This is a genomic window from Mycolicibacterium peregrinum (assembly GCF_001665625.1).
Classification (GTDB): Bacteria; Actinomycetota; Actinomycetes; order Mycobacteriales; family Mycobacteriaceae; genus Mycobacterium; species Mycobacterium peregrinum_B.
The window spans coordinates 1-25,250 of the sequence record NZ_LZSY01000139.1; the positions used below are offsets into that span (position 1 = coordinate 1).

Here is a 25,250-nt window from a genome sequence, read left to right on the forward strand (position 1 = left end):
CTCGCGATTCTGAGAGGCGAGTTTATCTGTCGAGTTATGCGCGTAAGCCCATTTCTGGGCCTTACGTATCAGACTCCGGCGAGCGCATCCGCGGTGAGCAACGCCTGGGCCACCCCGGACACGATCGACGCCAGCCGGATGGCCTCGAAGATCGTCGTGCGAGAGACGTCGGCGTCGCGCAGGACGGTCTCGTGCGCGGACAGGCAGTGCGAGCAGCCGTTGATGGCCGACACCGCCAGCGACCACAGCTCGAAGTCAGCCTTGGGCACACCGGGATTGGCGATGATGTTCATCCGCAGACCGGCCCGCAGGTCGTCGTAGCGGCCGTCGAGCTGCCCCTTGGTCCGGTAGAAGACGTTGTTCATCCCCATGATCGACGCGGCGCCGAGGGCGGCGTGGTACGCCTCCGCACTCAGCACGCCGAGGGCATCCTCGGAGATCTCCTTCAGCAGCTGCTGCGATTTGGTCGCGGCGGCCGTGGCGACCAACGCTCCCCACAACTGCTGCTCGGTGAGCTCCGTGGACTTCACGATGCTGCCGAAGTTGAGCTTGAGATCCTTCGCGTACTCCGGCAGCGCTTCCTTGATGTTGTCGATGCTCATGACTAGACCGCCTCGGACAACAGCTCGCCGGCGTTCAGCGTCGGGTCGCCCTTCTTCCAGTTGCACGCGCACAGCTCGTCGGACTGCAGTGCGTCGAGAACCCGCAGCACCTCGTCGACGTTGCGCCCAACCGAACCGGCGGTCACCGAGACGAACTGGATCTCGTTGTTGGGGTCGACGATGAAGGTGGCCCGGTCGGCGACACCGTCGGCGTTGAGCACGCCGGCCGCCGCAGTGAGTTCACGCTTGAGGTCCGAGACCATCGGGAAAGGCAGCTTCTTCAGGTCCTCGTGCTGTGCACGCCACTGGAAGTGGACGAACTCGTTGTCCACCGAAACGCCGATCACCTTGGCGTCGCGATCCTCGAAGTCTTCGTTGAGCTTTCCGAACGCGGCGATCTCGGTGGGGCACACGAAGGTGAAGTCCTTCGGCCAGAAGAAGATGATCCGCCACTTGCCCTCGTCGTCCTTGTTGGTGACGCGGGTGAAATAGTCATCGGGCTGCTTGGCGTCGACCTTGGACAGATCTCCACCAATCACGGCCGTCAGGTCGTATTCCGGGAACTGAGAACCAATCGACAAAAGTGCCATTGCAACCTATCCAATCTCGCGCTGATTTTCTGGAATGATTCCAGATTTACCACCACAATCATGGCTCTCACCGAGGCTTATAGCAACTCACTGAACCGTGATTATGCACACAGACGACGTCAGTGTGAGCTGGGCCTCACGGCCGCCGCCGGGACTACCAGATCGGCCCGCTCCGCGGTCGCCGCCACCAACCGGGCATTGGGTTCATCGACCTCGGCAACCCAGCGCCGCGCGGCACCGGCCGGCTTTCCGAAGGCGATGTGGCGAGCCACCAGACGGGCGACGCGGAGATCGTCTTCTGTTACACAGAACCAGATTTCGTCGATCTCCGCGGACACCGCCGACCACGCCGGATCGTCGAGCAGCAGGTAGTTGCCCTCGGTGAGCACCACCGCCGTTCCCGGGAACACCGGGATCGCACCGGCCACCGGCTGCTCGATGTCGCGCTCGAAACCGGGGGCGTAGACCACGTCGGTGGGTCCGCGGATACGGCGCAACAGCGCGGCATATCCGGCAACGTCGAAGGTGTCCGGCGCGCCCTTGCGGTCCAATCGGCCAAGCCGGCGCAATTCCACATCGGCGAGGTGGAATCCGTCCATCGGAACGTGCGCCACCGCGTCGTCGCCGAGCCGGGCCCGGACGGCGACGACGAGCGCCTCGGTCAGCGTGGATTTACCCGCCCCCGGCGCCCCGGCGATCCCGATGACGGCCGTCCCCGGATCTGCTGCACGGGCCAATACCCGAGTCACCAGATCCTCGAAGGTGTACATAGCGCCGCCATTGTCCCGCAGGTCATCGGCGGCCCGCGCCGAACGTCGTCGCGAACAGGTAGAACTGGCTGGGGTGGATCGCGTGGAAGGCGGATCAGTTGGCGAGGCTTCGCTGGTGGCTCGGTCTGGCCTGTTGTGCGGCGCTGCTGGCCGGTTGCGGGAACGCCCCCGTGATCGGGGGCAGGGCGACCTCGATGCTGTTCCTACCCGACCGGGTGGGTGGACTGCCGGTGACCGACGGCCACAGCGGCACCCGGCCCGATGCCCCCGCGCCGACCCGCCGGGCCGAGAACACCGATGGCGGCCAGATCGATGACCTGGCCCTGCTGGCCGTCGACGACATCGAGGATTTCTGGTCGCAGAACTACAGCGGCGGTTCCCTTCCGGGAACCTTCACCCCCGTCTCCCGCCTGGTGTCCTACAACTCCGATGCCTCCCCCGGACTCGAGATCTGCGGGGAAAGCACCGTCGGGCTGACCAACGCCTTCTACTGCCTCAAGAGTGACGTGATGGCATGGGACCGCGGCGTCGCGATTCCGGTGGCAGCGCAGTACTTCGGCCAGATGGGCGTGGTCGGGGTGATGGCCCACGAATACGGCCACGCCGTCCAGCAACAGGCGCGGCTGATCAACGAGAGCACGCCCGTGCTGGTGGCCGAGCAGCAGGCGGATTGCCTGGCCGGGGTCTACCTGCGCTGGGTGGCCGCCGGAAAGTCTCCGCGCTTCGAGTTGAGCACCGGCGACGGTCTCAACCATGTCCTGGCCGGGCTGATCTACATCCGCGATCCCCTGATGACCCGGGTCGACGCAACGCTCACCGGCAACGAGCACGGTTCGGCGCTGGACCGGGTCAGCGCCTTCCAGATCGGCTTCAGCGGCAACGTCGACCAGTGCGCAGCCATGGACTCCGACGAGATCACCAAGCGCCGCGGCGATCTGCCCAAATTTCTCGACTTCTTCGGCGGCCCGCAGAGCGCCAACAGCACGATCACCGCGAATCTGCTTGACCACACCATGCAGTCGCTGCGGCAGGTCTACGCACCCACCAACCCACCCACGTTGACCACCGAGCCGAGCGCATGCCCCGACGCCGGACCGTCTCCGCCGGCGTCCTACTGCCCGGCGACCAACACCATCGTGGTCGACCTGGCGGGGCTGAAAGCCCTGGGGGAAGCCAGAAACGAGAATGACGAACAGGAGCTCCTCCAAGGCGACAACTCGGCGATCTCCGTCCTGACATCGCGGTACGCCATGGCGGTACAACACGAGAAGGGCCTGACGCTCGACACTCCCGTGGCCGCGATGCGCACCGGCTGCCTGACCGGCGTGGGTCAGGCCAGGATGGCCGAGCCCGGTCTGCCGATCACGCTGTCGGCCGGAGACACCGACGAGGCGATCAGCAGCCTGCTCACCAACGGGCTGGCCGCCAGCGACGTCAACGGCAGGGTGCTGCCTGCGGGGTTCACCCGCATCCTGGCCTACCGGTCCGGCCTGCAAGGCGATGACGCACAGTGCTACCAGAGGTTCCCGTGAGCCGATGAGTCCAGTCGAGGAGGACCGATGAGCGGTCCCGAACAGCCGTGGTGGGCGCGGCCGGGCGGCGCACCCCTGCCCGGCGGCACGCCGCCACCGGGCGCTCCGCCGCCGCGGCGGGGTTGGACGCCACCACCCCCGCGACAACCGGCGTCGCCTCAGCACCACCCGTGGCCCGCGCCGTCGCCCCAACACCAACCGCGACCCGCACCGCCACCGACTCCGCGGCCCGAGCCCCGCCAACCCGACCGGCGTCTGCTCATCGGTGCGGCCGTCGCCGTCGTGGCAGTCGCGGTGATCGGCACCGGGCTGTGGGCGTGGAGCCGGGCGGACACCAACAGCGCCCGACTCGACGTCCATCAGGCCGAGTCCGGAGTGGCACAGATCCTGTCCGATCCGATCAACGGTTACGGCGCCAACCGCGTCGTCGCGGTCGCGTGCAACAACGGCCGGAATCCGGTCGTGCGGGCCGGAGCGACGTTCACATGCGCAGTTGAGATAAATGACACGCTGCGCAGGGTGATCGTCGAGTTCACCGACGATAACGGCACTTATGCCGTGGATGGGCCGCGGTAAAAAGAGACGCACGACACATTTTGCAGACCTCGTGACAACCCACACCGGACCGCGCTGCCAGGCTTTATTAGAGTCACTATTAGTCTTACGGCATGGGTCGGGATCCCTTCGCAACCAGTGCCGTTGATACGTCGACGTCGAACATCGAGAACTACGTCAGCGATGACGGCACGATTGTCGTACCCGACGGCGTCACCCTGACGTCGTTCCTGGATCGCAACCGGTTCATCTACGGAGATGAGCCGTCCTACCGATTCCTCGACTACTCGACCAATCCGGACGGGCAAGCCGTCGAGCTCAGTTGGAACGCTCTGTGGGCGCAGGTGTGCGCCGTCGGCGCCCGACTGCAGCAGGTCACCCAGCCCCGCGACCGGGTCGCGATCCTGGCCCCGCAAGGTGTCGAGTACGTCGCAGCCTTCTTCGCCGCCGTGCACGCCGGCAACATCGCCGTCCCGCTGTTCGCGCCGGCCCTGGCCGGCCATACCGAACGACTGGCCGCGGTGCTGGCCGACGCCAAGCCCACCGTCGTGCTCACCACCACCGCAGCGGCCGAATCGGTCCGCAACTTCATCAAGACGCTGCCCGCCGCCGAGCGGCCTCGCATGATCGCCGTCGATGCTGTGCCGGACACGCTGGCCGAGATGTATGTCAGCCCGTCGGTCGACTCCGACGACATCGCTTACCTGCAGTACACATCCGGGTCGACGCGCACTCCGGCCGGTGTGGAGATCACCCACCGCAACGTGTGTACCAATGTCATCCAGATGATCCTGGCCGGCGACCTCGACACGGGGATCCGCAGTGTCAGCTGGCTGCCGCTCTACCACGACATGGGCCTGATCATGATCATGTTCCCGGCGCTGTGCGGTGGCCACATCAGCCTGATGGACCCGATGGCGTTCGTCCGCCGCCCGTACCGCTGGATCAAGCGGTTGGCCGAAGAGGCCGCCCACGGACGCACTTTCGCCGCGGCCCCCAACTTCGCCTTCGAGCTGGCTTCCGAACGGGGCCTGCCGCCCGAAGGGGAGACGCTGGACATGTCCAACGTCGTCACCCTCCTCAACGGATCCGAACCGGTCACGATGGCCGCCGTCGAGAAGTTCACGACCGCGTTCGCCCCGTACGGGCTTCCCGCGACCGCGATCAAGCCGTCCTACGGCATGGCCGAGGCCACCCTGTCGGTGGCCAGCATCGCGCCGAGCGCCGCGGCCAGCGCGGTGTACCTCGACCGCGACCAGCTCAGCGCCGGGCGCGCGGTAACCGTGGCAGCCACCGACGAAGGCGCCGTGGCCCACGTGTCCTGCGGACAGCCGATTCCGAACCAGTGGGCAGTGATCGCCAGTCCCGACGGCGACGAACTGCCCGACCGCACCGTCGGCGAAATCTGGTTGCACGGCAACAACGTCGGCCAGGGCTATTTCGGTCGCGTCGACGAGAGCGAGCGGGTGTTCGCCAACAAGCTGCAGACCCGACTCACCACCGGCAGCCACGCCGAAGAGGTGCCCGACAACGGCCATTGGCTGGCCACCGGCGACCTCGGCGTCTACATCGATGGCGAGCTGTACCTCACCGGCCGGATCAAGGACATGATCCTGATCGACGGACGCAACCACTACCCCCACGACATCGAGACGACGGTCAGCGCATCATCGCCCGCGGTGCGCTCGGGTTATGTCGCCGCCTTCTCGGTCAACGGGGACCGCGGTGAAGAACTGGTGATCGTCGCCGAGCGGGCCGCCGGAGCCGGACGCGCCGAGCCCGGCCCGATCGTCGACGCGGTGCGCGCGGCAGTGTCCCGCCACCACCAGATCCGGGTCGCCGATGTGCGCATGGTCGCCGCCGGCGTGATCCCCCGGACGACGAGCGGCAAGCTCGCCCGAAACGCTTGCCGCGTTGAGTATTTGAGTGGGAAGTTCGACAAGTAGGGTTCGCGCTCGGCGAGGTTGACGCCTGAGCGTCGGCCGCGCCGAATGCGACGCTACTGTCGTTATCCGGCGCCTGGCGCGACCATGGCGCTGATCTCGGCTACAGCTGCCCCATCGCCTCAGCGAACGCCCCGTCGCGCAGCAGACTGATGCTTCGGACCCGTGTGTCGATCTCGGTGATCCGCTGCACCGCGCCGCCGTGCCAGAAATAGGTGTCGCGACTGACGGCCCCGCCGGGCGGGTTCTCGGTCTGCCCTACCGTCACCGACGCGAGCCAACCGACTGCATCAGCCGTGGACTCACCGACGCCATGCAGGAACAGCAGACTGCGATGCGGCACGCTGAACACCACCCCCAGCGGTGCCACTCCCCCGAGCACCGTCTCGATCAGCCGGGGCATGTTCAGAGCTTTCGAGGCGATGAAGAAGGAATCTCCGGTCAACGCAAACACGTTGCGGTCCAACGCCTGTACGGTCACGGGCTCGGCATCGGTGTTGCGCTGACCCACCTCGTAGAGGAAATTCAGGTCGCGGCCGGCGACGTCGTCGTCACCCACCGTCTTCACCACCGTCGGCAGGTCACGACTCAGCTCGGCGACCAGACCGTCGAACGCCGGGCGGGCGTACCGCATCGAGGTCATGCCCGAGGTGTCCGGCGTCTGCAGGCGTGTGCGAACCTGCGCCAGAAATTCGCCCTCCGTCAGTTCGGCCGGCCCGGGATCCGAGCGACTGGCGAACTGCTGATCGAAATGAAACTCGACAGCGCTTGCCCACTCGACCGGCGGACGCTGCGCACATTGGAGCTGAAGGTTGTACAGCCGGTAGTGATTTCCCGTCTGGTCCATGAAACAGTCGTCGCCCAGTGCGTCCTGGGGAGCCGGACGCACCCGTACACCGCGACGTTCCAACGATTCCAACGCCAGCCGGCGCACGTACCGATGCCGGTCATCGGTGCTGACAGTCGGCTCGCTCCCGCTCGTCGACGACTCCCCCATGCTGCCCCCCGTGATGATGCTGATCGACCCATCCATGATCGCACCGTCGCGGGCACCGTCTCGGCACCAGTTCGGAGCGCCCCGACATGTCGGTACCCCATGCGAATCTGTCCGGTTCTCAAACGAGCCGACACAGGAGGGCCCGGGGATGTCCGAGCTTCAGCAACAGAACTTCCGAGTGAATCTCGGCGGGGTGATCGCACTACTCAGCAAGAACCTGTATTCCAGCCCCGGCGTCTATGTGCGGGAGCTGATCCAGAACGCGGTGGATGCCATCGCGGCCCGAGACGCCTTTGACGACGTACCCGCGCCACGCGTCATCACGATCTCTCCCTACGGAGTGGCCTCGCCGCACTCACCCGCCGACGAGTTCGCACTCACCGACGCCGGAATCGGGGTCAGCCCGGCACAGGTCGAACAGTTCCTCGCTACCGTCGGCGCCAGTTCGAAGAGCGACGAACTGCAGCGGAGTCGTCGGACGTACATCGGCCAGTTCGGAATAGGCTTGCTGAGCTGCTTCCTGATTGCCGACGAGATCACCGTCGCCTCGCGTAGCGCGACAGTCGCGGACCCGATCGAGTGGGTCGGCCGCAGCGACGGCACCTACACGATCCGAACCGCCACCGACGAATCGGCGGTCGGTACCACTGTGCGGTTGCGGCCGCGCCCGGACATGATCGGGTGGGCGCGGGCCGAGCAGGTGAGCCCGCTCGTGCAGAAGTATGCCGAGTTCCTTCCGGTGGCCATCAAGGTGCTGACAAGCCCAGGTCCGAAGGAAGTTTCGCGTGAATATCCGTGGGTACGCGACTTCGGCGCTCACCGATCTGGTGTGTTGCAGGGTGTCTCGCCCGTTTACGGCGGCGTCGGGGTGGGTAGGCAGTTCGATGCCATCGAGATTGCCGACGAAGACCTGGGACTAGAAGGCGTGGTGTACATCGGAACTCCGTCGCGCCGGACCACGTCCGTCCGCCGCAATCGCGTCTATGTCAACGACATGCTTGTCGATGACGCCGAAGGTGCGCTGCTGCCGTCATGGGCGTTCTTCGCCTGGGCGGTGGTCAACTCCACCAAGCTGGAGCCGACCGCCAGCCGCGAGGCCATCATGAACAACGCAGTACAGGCCGGGACTCGGCGCGCGCTCGCAACCACGGCGCTGAAGTGGCTGCATTCCCTGGCCGACACCGATCCCGAGCGCTTCGCCGAGTTCGTCACCGACAACGAACTCGAGCTCAGATCCGCTGCGACGCACTGCATCGACGCGGAGAATCGTGAGCTGGCCGAAGTGGTGCTGCCGATGCTGACCATGCAGACAACAGAAGGACACCTGCGTTTGGTCGACATCGTCAACCGGAACCCGAACGTCCTTTTCGCCGCGTCGGTCAAGGAGTTTCGCACTATCGCGAGCTTCAACCCAGGTGGTCGGATCGTCGTCAACGCGGGCCACGCTCTCGACCAGGAAGTGTTGCTCATGCTGCCGCAGGTGATGTCCGGGGTCACCGTCACACGGGCCTATCCGGCGTCCGAGGTGGCGGCGCTGACGGTGCCGTCCGCCGACGCCGGCGCTGCCGTGGCGGCATTGGAACGGCGTGGCAGTCACGCGCTGCAGGCGTCGGGTAGTCGGGTGGTGGTGCGCCGGTTTCCATCGACGGACCTGCCTGCCGTCTTCATCGGTCACGGCCAGATCGACGCCGATTCGCCGGGGTGCGGCGACCTCCCGCATCTGGTGGTGAATTGGGACAACCGGGCGGTGCAGGCGCTGACCCGCACAACCGACGCCCTCGTGTTCAGTCGGCTCATGCAGCTGCTGTTCGTCCAGGCCCGGATGGCCGCGCAGTGCGATGGCCCCGAGGATCGAATCCTGTTGTCGGAGGCGCTCGATGACATCATCGTGCTGGCCGCCGGCGTCGACGGGACGGAGGTCGCCCGATGACCGAGCCGATGCCCCTGTCAGCTGATGAGCTCGAACGGCTGGGCGATGAGGCGCTCGCTGCGGGAGAGCTGCAAGCGGCACTGCATCACTACAGCGAGGCACGCCGGCTTGTCTTCGACATGCTCGATCCGGGGCTGGTGCAGGGTACTGATTTCGACACGGTGTCAGAGATCGCCGACGAGCTCAGCCGGATCAGCAGGAAGCGCGACGACCTCGCGCGAGCGACGCAACCACCACCGAAGCCGCTCGAGGAACAGGCGGCGGACCTTCGCGCTGCGGTGGATGTGTCCATGGAGGGTGGCCGCATTGTTCATGCCGCAGAGCTGTGTATCGATCTCGGCGAAATCCTGGCGGAGCTGGACGACGTCGACGGCGCGGAATCCGCCTATCGGCAGGCCGTGGCGCTCGCCCGGCAGGTCGATGCCGCCATGCCCGAGTTGATGCTCTGGACGTTTCGCAGGTTGATCGAATTCCTTGCGCCGTCAGAGGAGTCGATAACCCTCGCCCAGGAACTGGCCGCCAACTTGATCGAGCGCGAGGAGATGTACCACCCGATGCGGGCCGGCGACGCGGCGTTCCACTGGGCGGTCGCCGAGCTGAAGTTCGCAGAGGTGGCACGACACCGAGTGGATCACGCGATCGAGGGCGTCGCGCGGCAAGCAATCGAGATGCTCGACGAAATCTGCATGCACGACTCGGGGCAAGCACTGCAACGCCACGTGGCCGACACCTTGCGGTGCGTCGGCCGCGATGTCGAGGCAGATCAGTGGCAAGCCGAGGCAGACAAGTACGAGGACTGGTCAGCGTTCATGGAGCAGCAGATTCCCGGCCACGTCCACCTCTGGGACATCCGGATCGACTTGTCCGCCGGAGCAGGCGACGAATGAACACTGGCGGTCGCCGACTCGCCGCTTGCACGGATCCCCGGCTAATCGAGTGATTCCCAGAAGCGTGAAAGTGCAGCCGCACCGCGGGCTGGATCCTGCAGCATCCACCAGTGATCCAGTCCGTCGAGCACCTCGGTGGAGGCGCCGGCTCGGCTGGCTGCACGACGCCGGATTTCTTCGGACCCGACGTATGGGTCCGCCGTCGCCAGTAGCGAAAGTCCCGGGCGGGCACCGGCCCGCTCCAACCCGCCGCCCGCTTCGGCCATGTCACCGGGCATTCCCGCCGAGCGGTACAGCCGCAGGGTCGCCTGCCCCATATCCGGTCCCTGAGCTCGTGCCATCGACGCTGCGATGTCCTCCGGCAGCAGCGCGGCCCACACCGCGGTCCGGTCTTCGACCGTGCCGCCCAGCATGTTCTCGACGAGCCGCTCGCCCTTGCCGGGCGTCCGCCATGCCTGGGCCATGTCAGGCCACTGGTATTCGGCGTCGAACACTCCGACGATGTCACTTGCCCAGCTGCGCACCAGGTCGGGTCGATGCATCATCGCGTTCACCACGTGCACACCACCCCAGTCGTGTCCGACAAGGTCAACCGGCTCGTCAATGGCTTCAAGCTCGCTTTCGAGCCAGTCCCGGTAGGCCGCATATGTCGCCGAGAAGCCGTCAGGTAGCGGAGCCCCGAATCCCGGCGGTGACAATCGCACGACATCCTTGCGTCCAAGCGCATCGACCAGCGGACCCCAGATCGCGTCAGTCTCCGGATTACCGTGCACCAGAACGATCGTCATGCCCGACATGGTGGCACGACTGGCGTCGATCTCAGCCCGCAGCCCACTCCTTGGCGGCATCGAGCTCACCCAGCCCGAAGACCTTGAGGTCTCCCGGAATCATCCAGGCGAACGCGTGCATCGCATGGGCAACCCACTCCCTGTCGGACACGACGGCGATCCGTTTGAATGCCGAGTGGTGCCCGAGCAGCGCGCCGAAGCCGAGCTTCATATCCTCGACCAGCCCACCGGGCCCGAAGCCCTCGTAGTCCGGTGAGATGACCTCGACGATCCGGATCTCTCCGGTCTTCAGCAATTCGTCCATCGTCGGCCGGAAGTCGCGCAGGTCATCACCGCGCACCCGGCCTGACACCCGAATACCGAACACGCCCTCGGGCATGTCGGGAAGGACATCGATCATTGGTTCTCCCTCCGTCTCGCACTCGAGTCTGCACCCGATCGGCGGTGCGTTGATTCAGGAACGGGAAGACTCCCAGAGGTTGGATATCTCCGACGGCACGTTCTCGCGTTTGACGGCGCTCCTGGTCCACCCACCGTGGCTGCCGGGAGCGATCCGGTAGATCCCATCTTCGTCTGAATACACCCAGAGCTGTTCAGGTTCGGTGGGTAACCAGGTGATCATCACCCCGGGGGTGCGGTAGGAGGAATGGTCGTGGAAGACCTCCTGACCGGCTTCGTCGCGAATCACGGGGACCCAGGTCTTCCCACCGTTCTCGTCGGGCCCCTCCTGGGCGGAGGCGGTGTAGGCGTCCGACGGCGATGTCTGGTCGTGGCCGGGTGTGACGACCGCGGCGGCCGCATCGTTACTTTTGCCGCAGCCCACGGCGACCGCCATCACTGCCAGAATCACTGCGATCAACCGCTTGCCCATGTATCGACTCCTTCGGTGCTGACGAGCGCGCGCCGCGCCTTCGCCGCTTGACGAGATGGAACGATACGGTCTGTACGCCAGAACCGATCAGCACCCCGGCAGCTTGCTCACAGCATCGTCGTCAGCCCGGCGATGACCACGTCGAGGTTGAACTCCAGCTGCGCGTCCTCGTCAGGTTCCGCCGACATCGCCGCCAGAACCTGCTGCAGTAACTCGTAGGTGTTTCCGTCGCCAATGTGTATGGCCGCCAAGGCCTCTTCGTGTTGCGGATGCATGCCTCTTCCGGCGCGCAACAGAGAATCGCGGGCCGCGGACAGTGCCAACTCGGCGATGGTGTTGGCGGCCCGGCCTGCCTGCTCGACGGCGAAGCCCGCGTCGACCAGAGCGTGCAGGACGAATTCGGCTTGGTCCAACGCCGCGAGGCCGATCGCGCCCTCCATCGGGAACGCGTCGTGAACACCGAGTTGAGTTATCGCATTGCGCGCCCGGTACGCATACCACCGCAACACATCACGCCAGTCGCCGTCGACCGGTGGTGGGACACGATCGAACTCCGCCTCGAACACCGCTGATGCCATGAGCGCCAACAAGGTTTCTCGATTGCCGATGTGGTATTTGACCGACTTCCGGTCGACGCCCAGAACGTCGGCGACCGCCTGCATGGTCAACGCCGCCGGGGGGACACCGAGAGCGGCAGCAACGATCTGCTCGCGGTTGATCCGCGCCGGACGCCCTCGCCGAACTCGCGCTGCGGCAGCGTCGCCGCTGTCGAGATCGTGGGCACTCACATCAGCCAGCCTAGTTACCCGCGCCGTGGGGTCGGGGTCGACAACCATCGGCGGGCATGAACCGGGCATTTTTACCCGTCGCGGGAAAAAATTTCTCGGATTCCGCTCCACCTTCGGTTTCGGCGACGTATACAAGACCCCGTGAAAGCGTCTGCGTACATCGGTCGGGTCGGCGGTTTGGCCATCGCGTTAGGGGTCGGCGTGGCCATGACCTCGGGAATCGGGGCGGCATGGGCCGACCCCCACGGCTCGACAACAAGCGATTCATCCGCCGGCTCGACGAGTAGTCGCACCGGCGGCACCACAGGTGAGGGTGCCGCAGATCCCGGTCCGCGAGTCCGGATCAAACGCGCCGAAGATCAGGCGTCGCGCACCCTCACCGGGCTCACGCACGAGCTGCAGAACCGTGTACAAGCAGCCTCCGGCAAGAGCAAGCACGCCACGGCGACGACGCCGAAAAAGAAGAAGACCACCGGCCGGCCCTCGACTGAGTCGTCGGCTCCGAGAACCGCAACCCGGCCTGACGCCCCGCGCGCCGAGGTGGCACCGAACACGGCAACGCCCACTGCGACCGACACATCCAAGCCTGCGTCGCGCATGAAGGCCCCCGCACCGACGCAGGCCGCTGCCCCGGCCGGCACCGCAGAACCCGTGACGAAGCCACTGACGACGACAACACCGACCACCACGCCCCCGCACGATCCGATCAGGGCCGTCGCAACGGCGATCTCGCACTTGTTCGCGGCGGTGAACAGCCCGGCCGTCGGCAACACCCCGACCGCCCCGGCCGACCCCCCACTGTCCTGGGTGATGCTGGCGGCAGCACGTCGCGAGCTCTCCGGTTCCTCAACTTCGGCGAAAACTGTTGCTGCCAAGGCACAGCCAGCCCCCACTGATGCAACCGCATGGTTCCAGCAGGCCGTGTACACACCGGTGCACGATGGTATCCAGAACTGGATCGACAGTGACCTGGGTCGGCAGGTCGACGGCGCCATCAACACCGTGGCCGGGTCCTACGTCATCGGCAACGGTGCCGACGGAACCGCCGCCAATCCCGACGGCGGCGCCGGCGGATGGCTGCTGGGTGACGGAGGAGACGGCTGGAGCAGCACGGCCGCAGGTGTCGGCGGCGGCAACGGCGGCACGGCCGGCTTCCTGGGCGACGGCGGGAGGGGCGGTGACGGAGGCGCCGGCAGCGACGGCGGGACCGGCGGCACCGGCGGATTCCTGATGGGCCTGGGTGGTGCCGGCGGTGATGGTGGCGACGGCGTCGCGGGCGGTGCCGGTGGTGCCGGCGGCGAAGGTGGTTCGGCTACCGGTTTGGCGTTCGGTATCGGGGGCGCCGGCGGCGATGGAGGCAGCGGCACCGACGGAGGCCGGGGTGGTGACGGCGGCGACGGCGCGGCCCTGCTGGGCAGCGGCGGTGACGGCGGGAATGCAGGTGACGGCGGAATCGGTGGCGCTTCAACACGACTCGCAGCATTGGGCGGAGCGGGCGGCAACGGCGGCCTGTTCGGCGAGCACGGAACGGTCGGCCACTACGGGACCCGGGCCGACACGCCGGCACGTGGCGACACCTCACTCGGCACCACCGGCAAGTGGATCACCGACAGCGAGGGCAGGGTCGTCATTCTGCACGGGGTCAACATGGTCTACAAGGTGCCGCCGTACGAGCCGTCCGCGTCCGGATTCAGCGACGACGACGCACAGTTCTTGGCGGACAACGGTTTCAACGTGGTGCGGCTCGGCATCAACTGGGCTGCCGTGGAACCCGAACCCGGCGTCTACGACGACGAATACCTGGCCTCGATCCAGCAGACCGTGCAGACGCTGAACGCCCATGGCGTCTACGTCATCCTCGACATGCACCAGGACACCTACGGGACCACATTCGGCGGCGAGGGCGCGCCCGAGTGGGCGACCCAGACCGGCGGACTTCCCAACCCCATTCTGGGCTTTCCGCTCACCCAGTTCCTCAACCCGGCCGAACAGCACGCCTGGGATGCGTTCTGGTCCAACTCCGCAGCATCCGATGGAGTCGGTCTGGAGAACCACTACGCCCAAACCTGGCAGCACGTGGCGTACTACTTCAAGGACGAGCCCGGCGTCGTCGGCTACGAGATCATGAACGAGCCATACCCGGGCGCCTCCCAGATGCTGCCGACCATGTTCGGCAGCCCGTTCTTCTCAGCTCAGCAGCTGACCCCGTTCTACAACCAGGTGGATGCCGCGATCCGGTCCGCCGATCCGAACACGACCGTGTACTTCGAACCCGACGCCGACACCAATCTGGGCTTCCCCGTGTACCTCGGGACCATCGACGACCCGAACAGCGTCCTGTCGTATCACGCCTACGACTATGTCTCGCTGGGGCCGCTGGGCTCCTTCCCGAACGCCCAACTGATCTCCGACAATGCACAGGCTTACGCGGCGGCCCATGGCATCCCGGCATTCATGAGCGAGTTCGGCGGCAGTTCGGACAGCGCACGCATCATCGGATCCATGGATCCCGCAGACCAGCACATGTTCGGCTGGACCGAGTGGAGCTACACGGGCGTCGGCGACATCACGACCTTCGCTCCCCCGGAGGAAGAGGCGCTGGTGTACGACCCGAGCCTGCCGCCGGAAGGTGACAACGTCAACACCGCGAACCTGAAGACGCTCGCGCAACCGTATCCGCAGGTCACATCCGGTACCCCGCAGTCATGGTCGTTCGACGACGGCGCGTTCGACTACACCTACTCCACCCAAAGAGCCGACGGCACAGGAAACTTCGCCGCGGGATCGGAAACCACGATCGCGACCCCTGCCGTCCAGTTCCCCCACGGCTATCAGGTGACGGTCACCGGAGGCCACGTCGTCTCTGCCCCGAACACCACCAAGTTGGTGATCGCGTCGGATGAAGGCGCAAGCGAGGTTCACGTCGTCGTCACCGCCAACCCCGACGGGTCCGCGGTGACGACGGTGTAATCCGTGCCGGCCGGTCGCGCTGCCTACAGAAACGCTCTATTGCCGTAGCGATCGAGCGAGACGAATTCTCCGACCGGCCGACGTGTCGTCGGCCCGTACTTGCCCTTGGGCCAGCCCAGCGGGATGACCGCACACGGAGTGACGTTCCACGGCAGGCCCAGAGCGCGCCGCGCCAACAGCTTGCTCCACAACGGCAGGGTGATCAGCGCCGCGCCCAACCCGGCTGCGCGTGCCGCCAGCAAGAGGTTCTGCACCGCGGGGAAAATTGAACCGTAGGCGCTGCTCACCGCCACCGATGGCCACAGCGGAATGACACCCTTCAGGCAGGCGACGACCACGACGGGGATCTCGTCGAAATGATCTGCCTGCCATTGCACCGCCTTCTCTATCCGGAGCATCTGGTCATTCATATTGCGCACAACGAAGCGCTTGTAGATCGGTCCGCCGAACTTCAAGGCTCGGCGATTCAATCGGCCGAGTTTCGCGACGACTTCGCGGTCCTTGACGACGATGAACTCCCAGTTCTGAGCGTTCGAGCCCGTCGGCGCCTTCATCGCGAGTTCCAGAATGTGAAGCAGAAGCGTGTCATCGATGGGATCAACCTTGAGTCGACGGATCGCCCGTTGAGTACGCATCGCCTCTTCGAGTGGCATGGCCAAAGCCTCGTGCTGCGTCATGGCCACAATTTCAACATGGCCAGTCACCTCAGAAGCCATTCTCGGAAGAAGGCTCAGTCCGTTTGTAGGCGCGGTGCTCCTGGATGATCGCCGACGGGCATCGAGCAACTCTTCGGCCTGATCTACGGGGTTGCCTGACCTAGCCGCGGATTTGTGCCGCACACTTTTGCGGTGACCATGCAACAGCGCCTCGACAGGTGGGAGGCACGTGCCGAGTGGCCGCTGGCCTCGGTGGCCGCGGTGTTTCTCGCCGCATACTCGGTGGAGGTGCTGGTGCAGCCGCATGGGGTGGCGGCGCGGGCTGTCGAGCTGGCGACTCTGATCACCTGGGCTGTGTTCACCGTGGACTATGTGGCCCGGCTGTATCTGGCCGACGACCGCAAGCACTGGTTCCGGACCCATCTGGTCGACCTGGCGATCGTGGTGTTGCCCTTGCTGCGGCCACTGCGACTGTTGCGCCTCATCGTGTTGATCGGTGTGCTTCAGAAAGCTGTCGGCCACGCGATCCGTGGCAAGGTCATTCTGTACACGATCTCGGGCGCGATCCTGCTCGTGTACGTCGCATCGTTGGCCGTCCTCCAGACCGAACGCGACGCCCCTGATGCCCACATCACCAACTTCGGTGACGCGGTCTGGTGGGCGATCACGACCATCACGACCGTCGGCTACGGCGACATGTACCCGGTGACCACCACCGGGCGAGTCATCGCCGCGCTGCTGATGATCGGCGGGATCAGCCTGGTCGGCTCGATCACCGCGACGATCGCGTCGTGGATCGTGCAGACCGTGGCCGTCGACGACGCCGCCAGCGCAGCCGTGACGGCGGCCCACATCAATGACCTGCGCGCCGAGATCGCGTCGCTGCGGGACGAACTGCGTCGGGAGCCCACCGGCGACGGTTCTGCGAGCGACCACCAACCGTGAACCCTGGTCCCGCGTGCGGTACCGGGTATGAGAACGCCTGAAGAGTGCGGGCGGTGGGACTCGAACCCACACGCTCTCTCGAGCACCGGCACCTAAAGCCGGCATGTATGCCAATTTCATCACGCCCGCGGCGTGCCGATCTTACAGCCCGAAGCACAGCCAGATCTGTCGGAGGTCGCCGATACGTTTGATTCGTCGGCGGTCGAGAGAGACGACGACGCCATCGCTCGCCTCGACGAGTTCATCGGCCCCAAGGTCTAATCGGACGGGCGCGCCTGACCAGACATGTCGATCAGCCTGTCCTGTTCGTCGAACCGGAACTCGGCATGGCCGTCGGGCAATGCGATCCGCAGGCCTCCCGGAATCTCGTCGACCTGGACCCCACGCACGTCACCCCATGCCCACACGCTGCGGGGCGCGACCGGCAGCGCCTGCAACGCCTCTCCCACGCTACGCATCAGCCGGGGCACGGTCGGCTCGGGCAACCGCAGCCGATCATCCGCGAGAACAATTGCGCCGATGGTGGAGCCGTCGGCGTCGAAGGTGTAGGTGGGCAATTGCCCGAGAAGAAGCGCCGCTACCCCACCCATCCACCATGCGTACTCACGCGGCTCAGCTTCACCGAGTGGCACTTCCGCGTCACGCAACTCGGCGACTTCGTACTGCTCTCCGAAGTTACGGATCAGTGCGCTGCTCTCCACGATCGAGGGCGGGTAGGCGGAATTCGCCCATGCCCACAGCCAGGTGCCAGGTCCCTGCGCCGCGGAGCCGAGCAGTTCAGCCCGAGCAACAAATGGGTCGGCACCGCTGGTCGAAGCCTTCGAGAACACGCCGGCGCTGAGATCGAGGCTCCAGTCCCCGTCATACGGCGAATTCTCGCCGATGAGGTCGGACAGATGAGCTTGCGTTTCCGCTTGGACGATCGCAGCGTCGAGAAGCAGGTCATAGAGCAGCATCCGAAAAGCCTAAGTGGCGCTAACCACCCTTTCAGGCACGTATTTTCGACGCCCGTCACCCGCGCCGTACCATGGACGAATGTCCACTACACGGCGTAGGAGACCAGCCCTCATCGCGCTGGTGTGCCTTGGCGCCGCAGGCTGCCTGGCGCTGGCGTGGTGGCAGTGGACGCGTTACGAATCCGCCTCCGGCACCTTCCAGAATTTGGGCTACGCCCTGCAGTGGCCGATGTTCGCCGGGTTCTGTTTTTACGCCTATTACAAGTTCGTCCGCTACGAGGACGCCCCACCGGAACGGCCCAGCGGCGATGTCACCGAGATTCCCGCGGGGCTGCTGCCGGAGCGTCCCACGGCCGCGGCCACCGATGCCGGCGACCACGAACTTTCCGAATACAACGCCTACCTCGCCGAGCTGGCCAAGTCCGACCAGCCCGAGAAGAAAGACAGGACCGATAGATGACCGCACCAGAACCGGGCGCCGAGGTCACGCCGGCGGTTTCGACTCCCAAGGAGACCCTCCGTAAGGCGCTGCTGGGCTACCGCGTGTTGGCCTGGACGACGGGCATCTGGCTCATCGCGCTGTGCTACGAGATGGTGCTCAAGTACATCGTGCAGGTGGACAATCCTCCGGGCTGGATCGGCATCGTGCACGGATGGGTGTACTTCATCTACCTGCTGTTCACGGCGAACCTCGCGGTCAAGGTCCGCTGGCCTATCGGCAAGACCATCGGTGTGCTGCTCGCCGGCACGATCCCGCTGTTGGGCATCATCGTCGAGCACTTCAATACCCTTGATCTCAAGAAGCGCTTCGAACTCTAGGCTCTGCCGGCTATGCCATCGAAGCGAGCCGCTGAAGTAACGGCCCGGCCTTGACCAAGGTCGCCACCTCCTCGTCGGTCATCTGAGCGAACTGCTCATGGACGGCGCCGGTCCAGGCCGCGTCGATCATCTTCTTGTGCTCGGCGGCCTTGGCCGTCAGGTGCAGCCGGGTGCAGCGACGGTCGTGTTCGTCGGGAGCACGATCGACCAAACCGCGCTCGACCAGTTTCCGCACCGTGGTGCTGACGTTGCTGGGCTGCAGCGCCAGCATTTTGGCGGCCTCGGAGACACTGATCCCCGGGTGGTCACCCACCGTGCGAATGACCTCGAACTCCGAGTGTGGCAACGGTTCCAGGCCGACCTGCCTCTCACCGAACCGCCGTAGTGACCAGACCAGCGTCCGCAGCGCGGCTGCGGTGTCACGCACATCACGCATCGCCCTGGGTACTCGAGGGGCCGTCATATCAGCTATATTACATATAACTTTATATATAAATCATTGATGTAAGGCTGTATGAGTACTCGAATCACAAATACCGAAACGCCACCTCAGACACCTGCGCTGCCACTGAGCTGGCTGGGTGTGCTGGCCCTGCTCACCGCCGTAGCCCCACTGTCGATCGACATGTACCTGCCCGCCTTCCCGGCGATGGCCGCCGAGTTCGGCACATCAGCCTCGGCCGTTCAGTTCACCCTCACCTCATTCATGGTCGGGCTGGCCAGCGGGCAGTTGATCATCGGTCCACTCTCGGACCGATTCGGCCGGCGCCCTCTGATGCTCGCCGGCACCTTCGTGTGCATCCTGGCCGGTGTGGCCTGCGCGGTGGCGCCAAACATCGCTGCGCTGACGGCATTCCGGTTCGTCCAGGGGTTCAGCGGTGCCGCCGGCGTGGTGCTGAGCCGCGCTGTGGTGGCCGATCGCGCCCATGGCGCCGTGGCGGCACGGGCCTTCAGCCTGATGATGATCATCAACGGCGCCGCACCGGTGCTGGCGCCGCTCATCGGCGGATCGCTGATGGGTGTGATCGGCTGGCGCGGAGTCTTCTGGATCCTTGCCGTGCTCGCCGTGGCGATGTTCATCGGCGTCGTCGCCGTACTCCCCGAGACCCATCCGAAGGACCGTCGTCACACCGGCGGCGTGAGCGCCATGCTCGGCGATGCCCGGTCGGTGCTGACCAATCGCGGCTACCTCGGCTACACACTGGCATTCGCGTTCAGCTTCACCGTGATGTTCGCCTACATCGCAGCTTCGCCGTTCGTGCTTCAGAACGTGCTCGGACTCTCCCCGCTGCACTATTCGTTCGCCTTCGCCGCGAACGCCGCGGGCATCGTGATCGTGAATGCCGTCAACGCCAGAATCGTCGGCCGATTCGGGCAGCACCGGCTGCTGCACCTCGGCGTCGGCCTGCTCGTCCTCTTTTCGGTCCTGTTGTTGGTGGACGCGATGCTCGGTCCCGTGCTGTGGGCGTCGCTGCTGCTGTTGTGGGGTGCGGTCGCGAGCCTCGGCCTGGTAGCCGCCAATGCGACATCGCTGGCACTCGATCAGGTCCGCCATGCGGCCGGCACCGGTTCTGCGGTATTGGGCGCGTTGCAGTTCGGCCTGGCGGCGGTGGTGTCACCGATCGTCGGGCTCGGCGGGGACCACACCGCGCTGCCCATGGCGGGGGCCATGTTGGTCAGTGCCTGCATCGGCGCTGGAGCACTGCTGCTGACCCGTCGGCGTCAGGTTGTTGCCGTCGATTGACCGCTTTGTCACGCCAGCGTGGCCCCGGGCCCGGGCGCCACTCCAGCGTGACAACGGCTGGGCCGCAGTCGATTCTGTGCACGCTAGCGTGACACTCGGGCGCGACAGCCACTCCAGCGTGCCAAACGAGCAGCATGACAAACGAGCAGGTGACAAACGAGCGGCGCGACGAACGCCCGCCGTGGCGAGCTGGCTAAGCCCCGGCCAGTTCCCGCAACGCCGGCACCAGCAACGCCAGCGCGCGGCCGCGATGCGATGCCGCGTCCTTCTCGGCGGGTGACAGCTCGGCGGCCGTCAACGTAGATCCCTCGGGCAGGAACACCGGGTCGTACCCGAACCCGCCGTCGCCGCGGGGCTCGCGGATCACCGTTCCCGGCCACTCCCCGCGCACCACCGTCGAACCCGACGCAGACACCAGAGCACACGCGGACACGAACGCCGCGCCCCGCCGTTCATCGGGTACATCGGCCAGCTGCCCCAGGAGCAACGCAGTGTTGGCCGCGTCGTCGCCGTGAGAACCGGACCACCTCGCAGAAAGCACGCCCGGCATGCCGTTCAGGGCATCCACCGAGATACCGGAATCGTCTGCCACACAGGCCAATCCGGTGGCACGGAACCCGTCTCGCGCCTTGGCCAGAGCGTTGTCCTCGAAGGTCGCGCCGGTTTCGGGCGACTCGTCGAACGGGGCGACATCGGCCAGGGACACCAGGTCCAGCCCGGTGATCCCGGCGGCATCCAGTACCCGCCGTAACTCGGCCAGCTTCTTGGCGTTGCGGCTGGCCACCAACAGCTCAGGCACTCAGCTTCCGAACGACTTCTTTGGCGCGGGCCCTTCCGGCAGCACACCCGGATACGGCAATTCCAGTGCCTCGCGCTGGACCACGAACAACTGCTCGCAACCCGCCAGCGCGGCATCGAGCATCTTGTCCAGGGTTGAGCGCGGGAACGTCGCACCCTCGCCGGTGCCCTGGATCTCCACCAGGGTGCCGGTGTCGGTGGCGACGACGTTCATGTCCACCTCGGCACGTGAGTCCTCGGTGTAGGGCAGGTCCAGACGCACGCGACCGTCGACCACGCCCACCGACACCGCCGCGATGGCGCAGGACAGCGGACGCGGATCGGAAAGCCGCCCGGCCGCAGCCAGATACGTGACCGCATCGGACAGCGCCACGTACGCGCCGGTGATGGCAGCGGTGCGGGTACCGCCGTCGGCCTGCAGTACGTCGCAGTCGATCGCGATGGTGTTCTCCCCCAGCGCACCGAGGTCGATGCACGCGCGCAGTGACCGCCCGACCAGGCGGCTGATCTCCTGGGTCCGGCCGCCGACGCGCCCCTTGACCGATTCCCGGTCGGAACGGTCGTGGGTGGCGGCGGGCAACATGGCGTACTCCGCGGTCAGCCAGCCCTGCCCGGAACCCTTACGCCAGCGCGGCACCCCTTCGGTGACCGAGGCGGTGCACATGACACGGGTCTGGCCGAACTCCACCAGCACCGATCCGGCGGGATGCGATGTGAATCCGCGGGTGATGGTTACCGGGCGCAGTTCGTCGTCGAGACGACCGTCTTCTCGCTTGGACACCCGCCAACCCTAGCGGGTCACCGCCGGGTGACGTCGAAGGTCTCGCCGCTGAGCACGGCATGCACCGGGCCGTCGAACTCGGCCTTGGCCTCGCTGATCACATCCTCGCGCGACGTCCACGGCGGAATGTGGGTGAGCAGCAGCTCACCGACGCCGGCTTCGGCGGCCGCGCGCCCTGCCTCGGTTCCCGACAGGTGCAGGTGCGGCGGACGGGACGGATCGTGTGTCCACGATGCCTCGCACAGGAAGACATCGGCCCCGCGGGCCAGTTCGACGAGCGCGTCGCAGTACCCCGTGTCGCCGCTGTAGACCAGGGTCGCCCCGGACGGATCGGTGAAGCGCATGCCGAAGGATTCGGTCGGGTGGCACACCAGCCGGGGAGTCACGTTGAGTGTGCCCAACTGCACCGTGGTGCCGTCCTCCCAGTTGCGCACCTCGAAGATGTCGGTGAAGTCGTCGATCTCCCCGCCCTCGGGCGAAGAGGCCGCACCGAGGCGGGCCCAGGTGTTGACCGGCCCGTACATCAGACCGCGCTCGGTGGCCGGGATCGGGTGATAACGCCGCCACACGAACAGGCCGGGCAGATCCAGACAGTGGTCGGCATGCAGATGGGACAGCAACACGTTGACCGAATTCGGATCGGCGTAGCGCTGCAGCGCACCCAGGACGCCCCCGCCGAAGTCGACGACCATCGGAGTCGTGTCAGGTGCGGTGACGAGATAGCCGGAGGCTGCCGAATCCGGGCCGACAACGCTGCCGGAGCATCCCAGGATGGTCAATCGCACAGTGTCTAGCTTGCCATGCTTGCTGTGCGCGTTGCCAAGACATCGCCGGTTTGGGCGACGGAGATCATTTTCCGGCCCCCGCGTGACGCCGGACCTGCCGCGCCCCGTCCAGCCCCGGCCCCAGGAATCGGGCGGCCAGCGTGGTGAACGCCTCGGGATCGCCGGTGGCCTCGAACACCCGTCGGGCCGGGCCGGATTCGTGCGGCTTCAGCAAATCGAGCTCGGTGAGCACCCGGAGCAGGTCCTTGGCGGTCTCCTCGGCCGAGGACACCAGCGTGACGTTGTCGCCCATCGCCAACTGGATCAGACCGGACAGCATCGGGTAGTGCGTGCACCCCAACACCAGGGTGTCCACCTCGGCGCGCTGCAGCGGTTCGAGATACCCCTCGGCCAGACCCAGCACCTGGCGACCGCTGGTGACCCCGCGCTCGACGAAGTCGACGAACCGCGGACAGGCCACCCCGAACACCTCGGTGTCACGCGCCGCGGCGAACGCATCCTGATAGGCGCCCGAGGCGATGGTGGCGGCAGTGCCGATCACACCGATGCGTCCGTTGCGGGTCGCGGCCACCGCACGCCGGACCGCGGGCAGGATCACTTCGACCACCGGCACCGGTGAGTAGCGCTCGCGTGCGTCGCGCAGGCACGCCGAGGACGCGGTGTTACAGGCGATCACCAGAGCCTTGACCCCGCGGGCCACCAGGTCGTCACCGATGGCCAGGGAGTGCGCCCGGATCTCGGGGATGGTCAGCGGCCCGTAGGGACCGTTGCCCGTGTCACCGACGTAGATGATGTCCTCGTCCGGCAGTTGGTCGATGATCGCGCGGGCCACGGTCAGCCCACCGACGCCGGAGTCGAAGATGCCGACGGGTGCGAGTGGGTCGTTCATACGGTCATGCACTCAGACGCGGCTGGACGGAACTCTTCTTCGCTTCCCGCGCCTTACGTTCCGGTCCGGACAGCAGATATGCGGCGACGATACCGGCAAGGGCCCCACTGAGGTGGCCCTGCCAGGAGACCCCCGCATTACCCGGCAGCACTCCGAACAGCACACCGCCGTAGACGAACAGCACGACGACACCGATCACGATCTCCCACACCTTGCGCGTGAAGAATCCGAAGACGATCAGGAATGCCAGCCAGCCGAAGATCAAGCCGGACGCGCCGATGTGAGTGCTCGTGCACTGCACGGTCACGTAGGGACAGTGCAGGCCGATGTTGCCGATCAGCCACGTGCCGAAGCCGCCGAGTATCCAGATGATCGCCGTCGCTGCGATGAATCGCCCCATCCCGGCCAAGGTCATGAGAAAGCCGAGCACCAGCGCGGGCACGGTGTTGGCGATCAGGTGCGGCCAGCCGCCGTGCAGCAGGGGCGCCCACAGGATCCCCCACAGGCCGTCGGTCTGCAGCGGCCGGATGCCGTCCTGGTCGAGCCGATGACCCATCGCGGTGTCGACGATCTCGATCACGTACAACAGCGCCACGAAGCTGACGATCGTCACGCCGCCGACGATCCACGCCGGGCGTCTTTTCGGTGCGTTCGAAGGGAGGTTCGTCATTCCTGCCCGCTCACGCCCATAGCTGCCCTTCCAACGCATCCTCTGCGTCATCAAGGCTACCGGCGTAGGCACCAGTCGACAGATACTTCCAACCGGCGTCGGCGACCACGAACGCGATGTCCGCGCGCTCGCCCGCCTTGATCGCCTTGGCCGCCATCCCCAGCGCGGCGTGCAGGACCGCGCCGGTGGAGATGCCGGCGAAAATGCCTTCGCGGGTCACCAGATCACGGGTGCGCTTCACCGCGTCGTACGAGCCCACCGAGAACCGTGTGGTCAGCACGTCGGCGTCGTACAGCTCAGGGATGAACCCCTCGTCGATGTTGCGCAGCGCGTACACGCCCTCGCCGTAGCGCGGTTCGGCGGCCACGATCTGCACACCCGGCACGTTCTCGCGCAGGAATCGGCCGGTACCCATCAGGGTGCCGGTGGTGCCGAGCCCGGCGACGAAGTGGGTGATCTCGGGCAGGTCGGCCAACAGCTCGGGACCGGTGCCGTAGTAGTGCGCATCGGAGTTGGCCGGGTTGCCGTACTGATACAGCATCACCCATGAAGGGTTTTCCGCCGCAAGCTCTTTCGCTGTCGCCACCGCGGTGTTGGAGCCGCCCTCGGCCGCGCTGAAGATGATCCTCGCGCCGTAGAGTTCCAGGATCTGACGCCGCTCGATGGAGGTGTTCTCGGGCATCACACAGATCATGTTGTAGCCCTTGAGCATCGCGGCCATGGCCAGCGAGATGCCGGTGTTGCCGCTGGTGGGCTCCAGGATGGTGGCGCCCGGGCTCAGCAAGCCGTCGCGCTCGGCCTGCTCGATCATGCGCAGCGCGGGCCGGTCCTTGATCGACCCGGTCGGGTTGCGGTCCTCGAGCTTTGCCCACAACCGCACGTGCGGCCCGTCCTCACCATCGTCCCAACGCGGCGAGAGGTTCTGCAGCCCGACCAGCGGGGTATTGCCGAGCGCCTGCAGCAGTGAGTCGTGCCGGGTCATTG

General features: G+C 66.1%; 28 protein-coding genes and 1 tRNA gene. 11 read left to right on the plus strand and 18 right to left on the minus strand.

What is annotated here, in order from left to right; translation table 11 throughout:
* Nucleotides 1-68: 68 nt before the first annotated feature.
* The 3 genes from ahpD to A5779_RS22150 all read right to left on the minus strand — a co-directional run bounded on the left by ahpD (nt 69) and on the right by A5779_RS22150 (nt 1,962).
* Nucleotides 69-602, minus strand: coding sequence for an alkyl hydroperoxide reductase AhpD (gene ahpD, locus A5779_RS22140; protein WP_064885658.1), 534 nt, complete (start codon nt 600-602; stop codon nt 69-71).
* 2 nt (nt 603-604) lie between these two features.
* Entirely contained in the window at nt 605-1,192 is a 588-nt protein-coding gene (locus tag A5779_RS22145) for a peroxiredoxin (RefSeq protein WP_055116075.1), read from the minus strand.
* Between the two features lie 119 nt (nt 1,193-1,311).
* Nucleotides 1,312-1,962 carry a nucleoside/nucleotide kinase family protein gene (locus tag A5779_RS22150; protein ID WP_064885660.1) on the minus strand — a complete coding sequence of 217 codons (651 nt, stop codon included), beginning with the start codon at nt 1,960-1,962 and terminating at the stop codon, nt 1,312-1,314.
* Between the two features lie 98 nt (nt 1,963-2,060).
* On the opposite strand from A5779_RS22150, the gene A5779_RS22155 reads away from it, so the two are divergent.
* The 3 genes from A5779_RS22155 to A5779_RS22165 all read left to right on the plus strand — a co-directional run bounded on the left by A5779_RS22155 (nt 2,061) and on the right by A5779_RS22165 (nt 5,995).
* On the plus strand, nt 2,061-3,494 hold the full coding sequence (locus tag A5779_RS22155) for a neutral zinc metallopeptidase (protein WP_064885662.1): 1,434 nt from the start codon (nt 2,061-2,063) through the stop codon (nt 3,492-3,494).
* Between the two features lie 27 nt (nt 3,495-3,521).
* Entirely contained in the window at nt 3,522-4,070 is a 549-nt protein-coding gene (locus A5779_RS34620; protein WP_236734848.1) for a DUF4333 domain-containing protein, read from the plus strand.
* 92 nt (nt 4,071-4,162) lie between these two features.
* Entirely contained in the window at nt 4,163-5,995 is a 1,833-nt protein-coding gene (locus A5779_RS22165) for a fatty acyl-AMP ligase (RefSeq protein ID WP_064885663.1), read from the plus strand.
* A 100-nt stretch (nt 5,996-6,095) separates the two neighbouring features.
* Here the strand turns inward: A5779_RS22165 and A5779_RS22170 are convergent, their stop codons facing one another.
* Nucleotides 6,096-7,025, minus strand: coding sequence for a hypothetical protein (locus tag A5779_RS22170; protein WP_064885664.1), 930 nt, complete (start codon nt 7,023-7,025; stop codon nt 6,096-6,098).
* A 112-nt stretch (nt 7,026-7,137) separates the two neighbouring features.
* Here A5779_RS22170 and A5779_RS22175 point away from each other — a divergent pair, with 112 nt between their 5' ends.
* Nucleotides 7,138-8,919 (plus strand): ATP-binding protein, encoded by a 1,782-nt coding sequence (locus tag A5779_RS22175; RefSeq protein ID WP_064885665.1) that lies wholly within the window; start codon nt 7,138-7,140, stop codon nt 8,917-8,919.
* The gene (locus A5779_RS22180; RefSeq protein WP_064885666.1) at nt 8,916-9,806 is read left to right on the plus strand and encodes a hypothetical protein; all 891 of its coding nucleotides are present in this window, start codon (nt 8,916-8,918) and stop codon (nt 9,804-9,806) included. The genes A5779_RS22175 and A5779_RS22180 overlap by 4 nt, the downstream gene beginning before the upstream one ends.
* A 41-nt stretch (nt 9,807-9,847) precedes the next feature.
* Here A5779_RS22180 and A5779_RS22185 read toward each other — a convergent pair whose 3' ends face one another.
* The 4 genes from A5779_RS22185 to A5779_RS22200 all read right to left on the minus strand — a co-directional run bounded on the left by A5779_RS22185 (nt 9,848) and on the right by A5779_RS22200 (nt 12,253).
* Nucleotides 9,848-10,594 carry an alpha/beta fold hydrolase gene (locus A5779_RS22185; protein WP_064885724.1) on the minus strand — a complete coding sequence of 249 codons (747 nt, stop codon included), beginning with the start codon at nt 10,592-10,594 and terminating at the stop codon, nt 9,848-9,850.
* A 31-nt stretch (nt 10,595-10,625) separates the two neighbouring features.
* Entirely contained in the window at nt 10,626-10,994 is a 369-nt protein-coding gene (locus A5779_RS22190) for a SpoIIAA family protein (protein ID WP_064885667.1), read from the minus strand.
* Between the two features lie 54 nt (nt 10,995-11,048).
* Nucleotides 11,049-11,465 carry a hypothetical protein gene (locus A5779_RS22195; protein ID WP_207549104.1) on the minus strand — a complete coding sequence of 139 codons (417 nt, stop codon included), beginning with the start codon at nt 11,463-11,465 and terminating at the stop codon, nt 11,049-11,051.
* A gap of 107 nt (nt 11,466-11,572) precedes the next feature.
* Nucleotides 11,573-12,253: a TetR/AcrR family transcriptional regulator C-terminal domain-containing protein gene (locus A5779_RS22200; RefSeq protein ID WP_064885668.1), complete on the minus strand. Its 681-nt coding sequence runs from the start codon at nt 12,251-12,253 to the stop codon at nt 11,573-11,575.
* A gap of 141 nt (nt 12,254-12,394) precedes the next feature.
* Here A5779_RS22200 and A5779_RS22205 point away from each other — a divergent pair, with 141 nt between their 5' ends.
* Nucleotides 12,395-15,223 (plus strand): cellulase family glycosylhydrolase, encoded by a 2,829-nt coding sequence (locus A5779_RS22205; RefSeq protein ID WP_236734849.1) that lies wholly within the window; start codon nt 12,395-12,397, stop codon nt 15,221-15,223.
* A gap of 23 nt (nt 15,224-15,246) precedes the next feature.
* On the opposite strand, the gene A5779_RS22210 is transcribed toward A5779_RS22205, so the two are convergent.
* Nucleotides 15,247-15,876, minus strand: coding sequence for a nitroreductase family protein (locus A5779_RS22210; protein ID WP_064885730.1), 630 nt, complete (start codon nt 15,874-15,876; stop codon nt 15,247-15,249).
* Between the two features lie 201 nt (nt 15,877-16,077).
* On the opposite strand from A5779_RS22210, the gene A5779_RS22215 reads away from it, so the two are divergent.
* Nucleotides 16,078-16,824, plus strand: coding sequence for a potassium channel family protein (locus A5779_RS22215; RefSeq protein ID WP_064885732.1), 747 nt, complete (start codon nt 16,078-16,080; stop codon nt 16,822-16,824).
* Between the two features lie 45 nt (nt 16,825-16,869).
* Here the strand turns inward: A5779_RS22215 and A5779_RS22220 are convergent.
* A tRNA-Leu gene (locus tag A5779_RS22220) sits at nt 16,870-16,953 on the minus strand.
* A gap of 3 nt (nt 16,954-16,956) precedes the next feature.
* On the opposite strand from A5779_RS22220, the gene A5779_RS34805 reads away from it, so the two are divergent.
* The gene (locus tag A5779_RS34805) at nt 16,957-17,085 is read left to right on the plus strand and encodes a hypothetical protein (protein WP_269085849.1); all 129 of its coding nucleotides are present in this window, start codon (nt 16,957-16,959) and stop codon (nt 17,083-17,085) included.
* Here A5779_RS34805 and A5779_RS22225 read toward each other — a convergent pair.
* A complete protein-coding gene (locus A5779_RS22225; RefSeq protein ID WP_064885669.1) occupies nt 17,082-17,780 on the minus strand; it encodes a DUF6882 domain-containing protein in 699 nt (232 codons plus the stop codon). The genes A5779_RS34805 and A5779_RS22225 overlap by 4 nt on opposite strands.
* A gap of 79 nt (nt 17,781-17,859) precedes the next feature.
* Here A5779_RS22225 and A5779_RS22230 point away from each other — a divergent pair, with 79 nt between their 5' ends.
* Nucleotides 17,860-18,240, plus strand: coding sequence for a hypothetical protein (locus A5779_RS22230; protein ID WP_064885670.1), 381 nt, complete (start codon nt 17,860-17,862; stop codon nt 18,238-18,240).
* Nucleotides 18,237-18,599, plus strand: coding sequence for a DUF3817 domain-containing protein (locus A5779_RS22235; protein ID WP_064885671.1), 363 nt, complete (start codon nt 18,237-18,239; stop codon nt 18,597-18,599). Before A5779_RS22230 ends, A5779_RS22235 begins: the two co-directional genes overlap by 4 nt.
* A 10-nt stretch (nt 18,600-18,609) precedes the next feature.
* Here the strand turns inward: A5779_RS22235 and A5779_RS22240 are convergent, their stop codons facing one another.
* The gene (locus A5779_RS22240; protein WP_236734850.1) at nt 18,610-19,062 is read right to left on the minus strand and encodes a MarR family winged helix-turn-helix transcriptional regulator; all 453 of its coding nucleotides are present in this window, start codon (nt 19,060-19,062) and stop codon (nt 18,610-18,612) included.
* Nucleotides 19,063-19,113: 51 nt separating this feature from the next.
* Here A5779_RS22240 and A5779_RS22245 point away from each other — a divergent pair, with 51 nt between their 5' ends.
* The gene (locus A5779_RS22245) at nt 19,114-20,343 is read left to right on the plus strand and encodes a multidrug effflux MFS transporter (protein WP_064885674.1); all 1,230 of its coding nucleotides are present in this window, start codon (nt 19,114-19,116) and stop codon (nt 20,341-20,343) included.
* 193 nt (nt 20,344-20,536) lie between these two features.
* Here A5779_RS22245 and rdgB read toward each other — a convergent pair whose 3' ends face one another.
* From rdgB to A5779_RS22275, 6 genes are all read right to left on the minus strand, one after another.
* Nucleotides 20,537-21,142 (minus strand): RdgB/HAM1 family non-canonical purine NTP pyrophosphatase, encoded by a 606-nt coding sequence (gene rdgB / locus A5779_RS22250; RefSeq protein WP_064885676.1) that lies wholly within the window; start codon nt 21,140-21,142, stop codon nt 20,537-20,539.
* Nucleotides 21,143-21,922 carry a ribonuclease PH gene (gene rph / locus A5779_RS22255; RefSeq protein WP_055116103.1) on the minus strand — a complete coding sequence of 260 codons (780 nt, stop codon included), beginning with the start codon at nt 21,920-21,922 and terminating at the stop codon, nt 21,143-21,145.
* A 17-nt stretch (nt 21,923-21,939) separates the two neighbouring features.
* The gene (locus A5779_RS22260; protein ID WP_064885679.1) at nt 21,940-22,707 is read right to left on the minus strand and encodes a cyclic nucleotide-degrading phosphodiesterase; all 768 of its coding nucleotides are present in this window, start codon (nt 22,705-22,707) and stop codon (nt 21,940-21,942) included.
* Nucleotides 22,708-22,771: 64 nt separating this feature from the next.
* Complete coding sequence (murI, locus tag A5779_RS22265) at nt 22,772-23,596, minus strand: glutamate racemase (RefSeq protein ID WP_064885681.1); 825 nt, start codon at nt 23,594-23,596, stop codon at nt 22,772-22,774.
* Between the two features lie 4 nt (nt 23,597-23,600).
* Nucleotides 23,601-24,266 carry a rhomboid family intramembrane serine protease gene (locus tag A5779_RS22270; RefSeq protein ID WP_064885683.1) on the minus strand — a complete coding sequence of 222 codons (666 nt, stop codon included), beginning with the start codon at nt 24,264-24,266 and terminating at the stop codon, nt 23,601-23,603.
* A 10-nt stretch (nt 24,267-24,276) separates the two neighbouring features.
* Nucleotides 24,277-25,248 (minus strand): cysteine synthase, encoded by a 972-nt coding sequence (locus tag A5779_RS22275; protein ID WP_064885685.1) that lies wholly within the window; start codon nt 25,246-25,248, stop codon nt 24,277-24,279.
* Nucleotides 25,249-25,250 lie beyond the last annotated feature (2 nt).

Coding starts and splice junctions, on each gene's coding strand:
- A5779_RS22145 (WP_055116075.1), bottom strand. CDS start 1,192: ATGGCACTTTTGTCGATTGGTTCTCAGTTCCCGGAATACGACCTGACG.
- murI (WP_064885681.1), bottom strand. CDS start 23,596: ATGAACGACCCACTCGCACCCGTCGGCATCTTCGACTCCGGCGTCGGT.
- A5779_RS22195 (WP_207549104.1), bottom strand. CDS start 11,465: ATGGGCAAGCGGTTGATCGCAGTGATTCTGGCAGTGATGGCGGTCGCC.
- A5779_RS22165 (WP_064885663.1), top strand. CDS start 4,163: ATGGGTCGGGATCCCTTCGCAACCAGTGCCGTTGATACGTCGACGTCG.
- A5779_RS22275 (WP_064885685.1), bottom strand. CDS start 25,248: ATGACCCGGCACGACTCACTGCTGCAGGCGCTCGGCAATACCCCGCTG.
- A5779_RS22175 (WP_064885665.1), top strand. CDS start 7,138: ATGTCCGAGCTTCAGCAACAGAACTTCCGAGTGAATCTCGGCGGGGTG.
- A5779_RS34620 (WP_236734848.1), top strand. CDS start 3,522: ATGAGCGGTCCCGAACAGCCGTGGTGGGCGCGGCCGGGCGGCGCACCC.
- A5779_RS22230 (WP_064885670.1), top strand. CDS start 17,860: ATGTCCACTACACGGCGTAGGAGACCAGCCCTCATCGCGCTGGTGTGC.
- A5779_RS22240 (WP_236734850.1), bottom strand. CDS start 19,062: ATGACGGCCCCTCGAGTACCCAGGGCGATGCGTGATGTGCGTGACACC.
- A5779_RS22225 (WP_064885669.1), bottom strand. CDS start 17,780: ATGCTGCTCTATGACCTGCTTCTCGACGCTGCGATCGTCCAAGCGGAA.
- A5779_RS22245 (WP_064885674.1), top strand. CDS start 19,114: ATGAGTACTCGAATCACAAATACCGAAACGCCACCTCAGACACCTGCG.
- A5779_RS22170 (WP_064885664.1), bottom strand. CDS start 7,025: ATGGATGGGTCGATCAGCATCATCACGGGGGGCAGCATGGGGGAGTCG.
- A5779_RS22235 (WP_064885671.1), top strand. CDS start 18,237: ATGACCGCACCAGAACCGGGCGCCGAGGTCACGCCGGCGGTTTCGACT.
- A5779_RS22180 (WP_064885666.1), top strand. CDS start 8,916: ATGACCGAGCCGATGCCCCTGTCAGCTGATGAGCTCGAACGGCTGGGC.
- A5779_RS22270 (WP_064885683.1), bottom strand. CDS start 24,266: ATGACGAACCTCCCTTCGAACGCACCGAAAAGACGCCCGGCGTGGATC.
- A5779_RS22215 (WP_064885732.1), top strand. CDS start 16,078: ATGCAACAGCGCCTCGACAGGTGGGAGGCACGTGCCGAGTGGCCGCTG.
- A5779_RS22150 (WP_064885660.1), bottom strand. CDS start 1,962: ATGTACACCTTCGAGGATCTGGTGACTCGGGTATTGGCCCGTGCAGCA.
- A5779_RS22190 (WP_064885667.1), bottom strand. CDS start 10,994: ATGATCGATGTCCTTCCCGACATGCCCGAGGGCGTGTTCGGTATTCGG.
- A5779_RS22210 (WP_064885730.1), bottom strand. CDS start 15,876: ATGCCACTCGAAGAGGCGATGCGTACTCAACGGGCGATCCGTCGACTC.
- A5779_RS22185 (WP_064885724.1), bottom strand. CDS start 10,594: ATGACGATCGTTCTGGTGCACGGTAATCCGGAGACTGACGCGATCTGG.
- ahpD (WP_064885658.1), bottom strand. CDS start 602: ATGAGCATCGACAACATCAAGGAAGCGCTGCCGGAGTACGCGAAGGAT.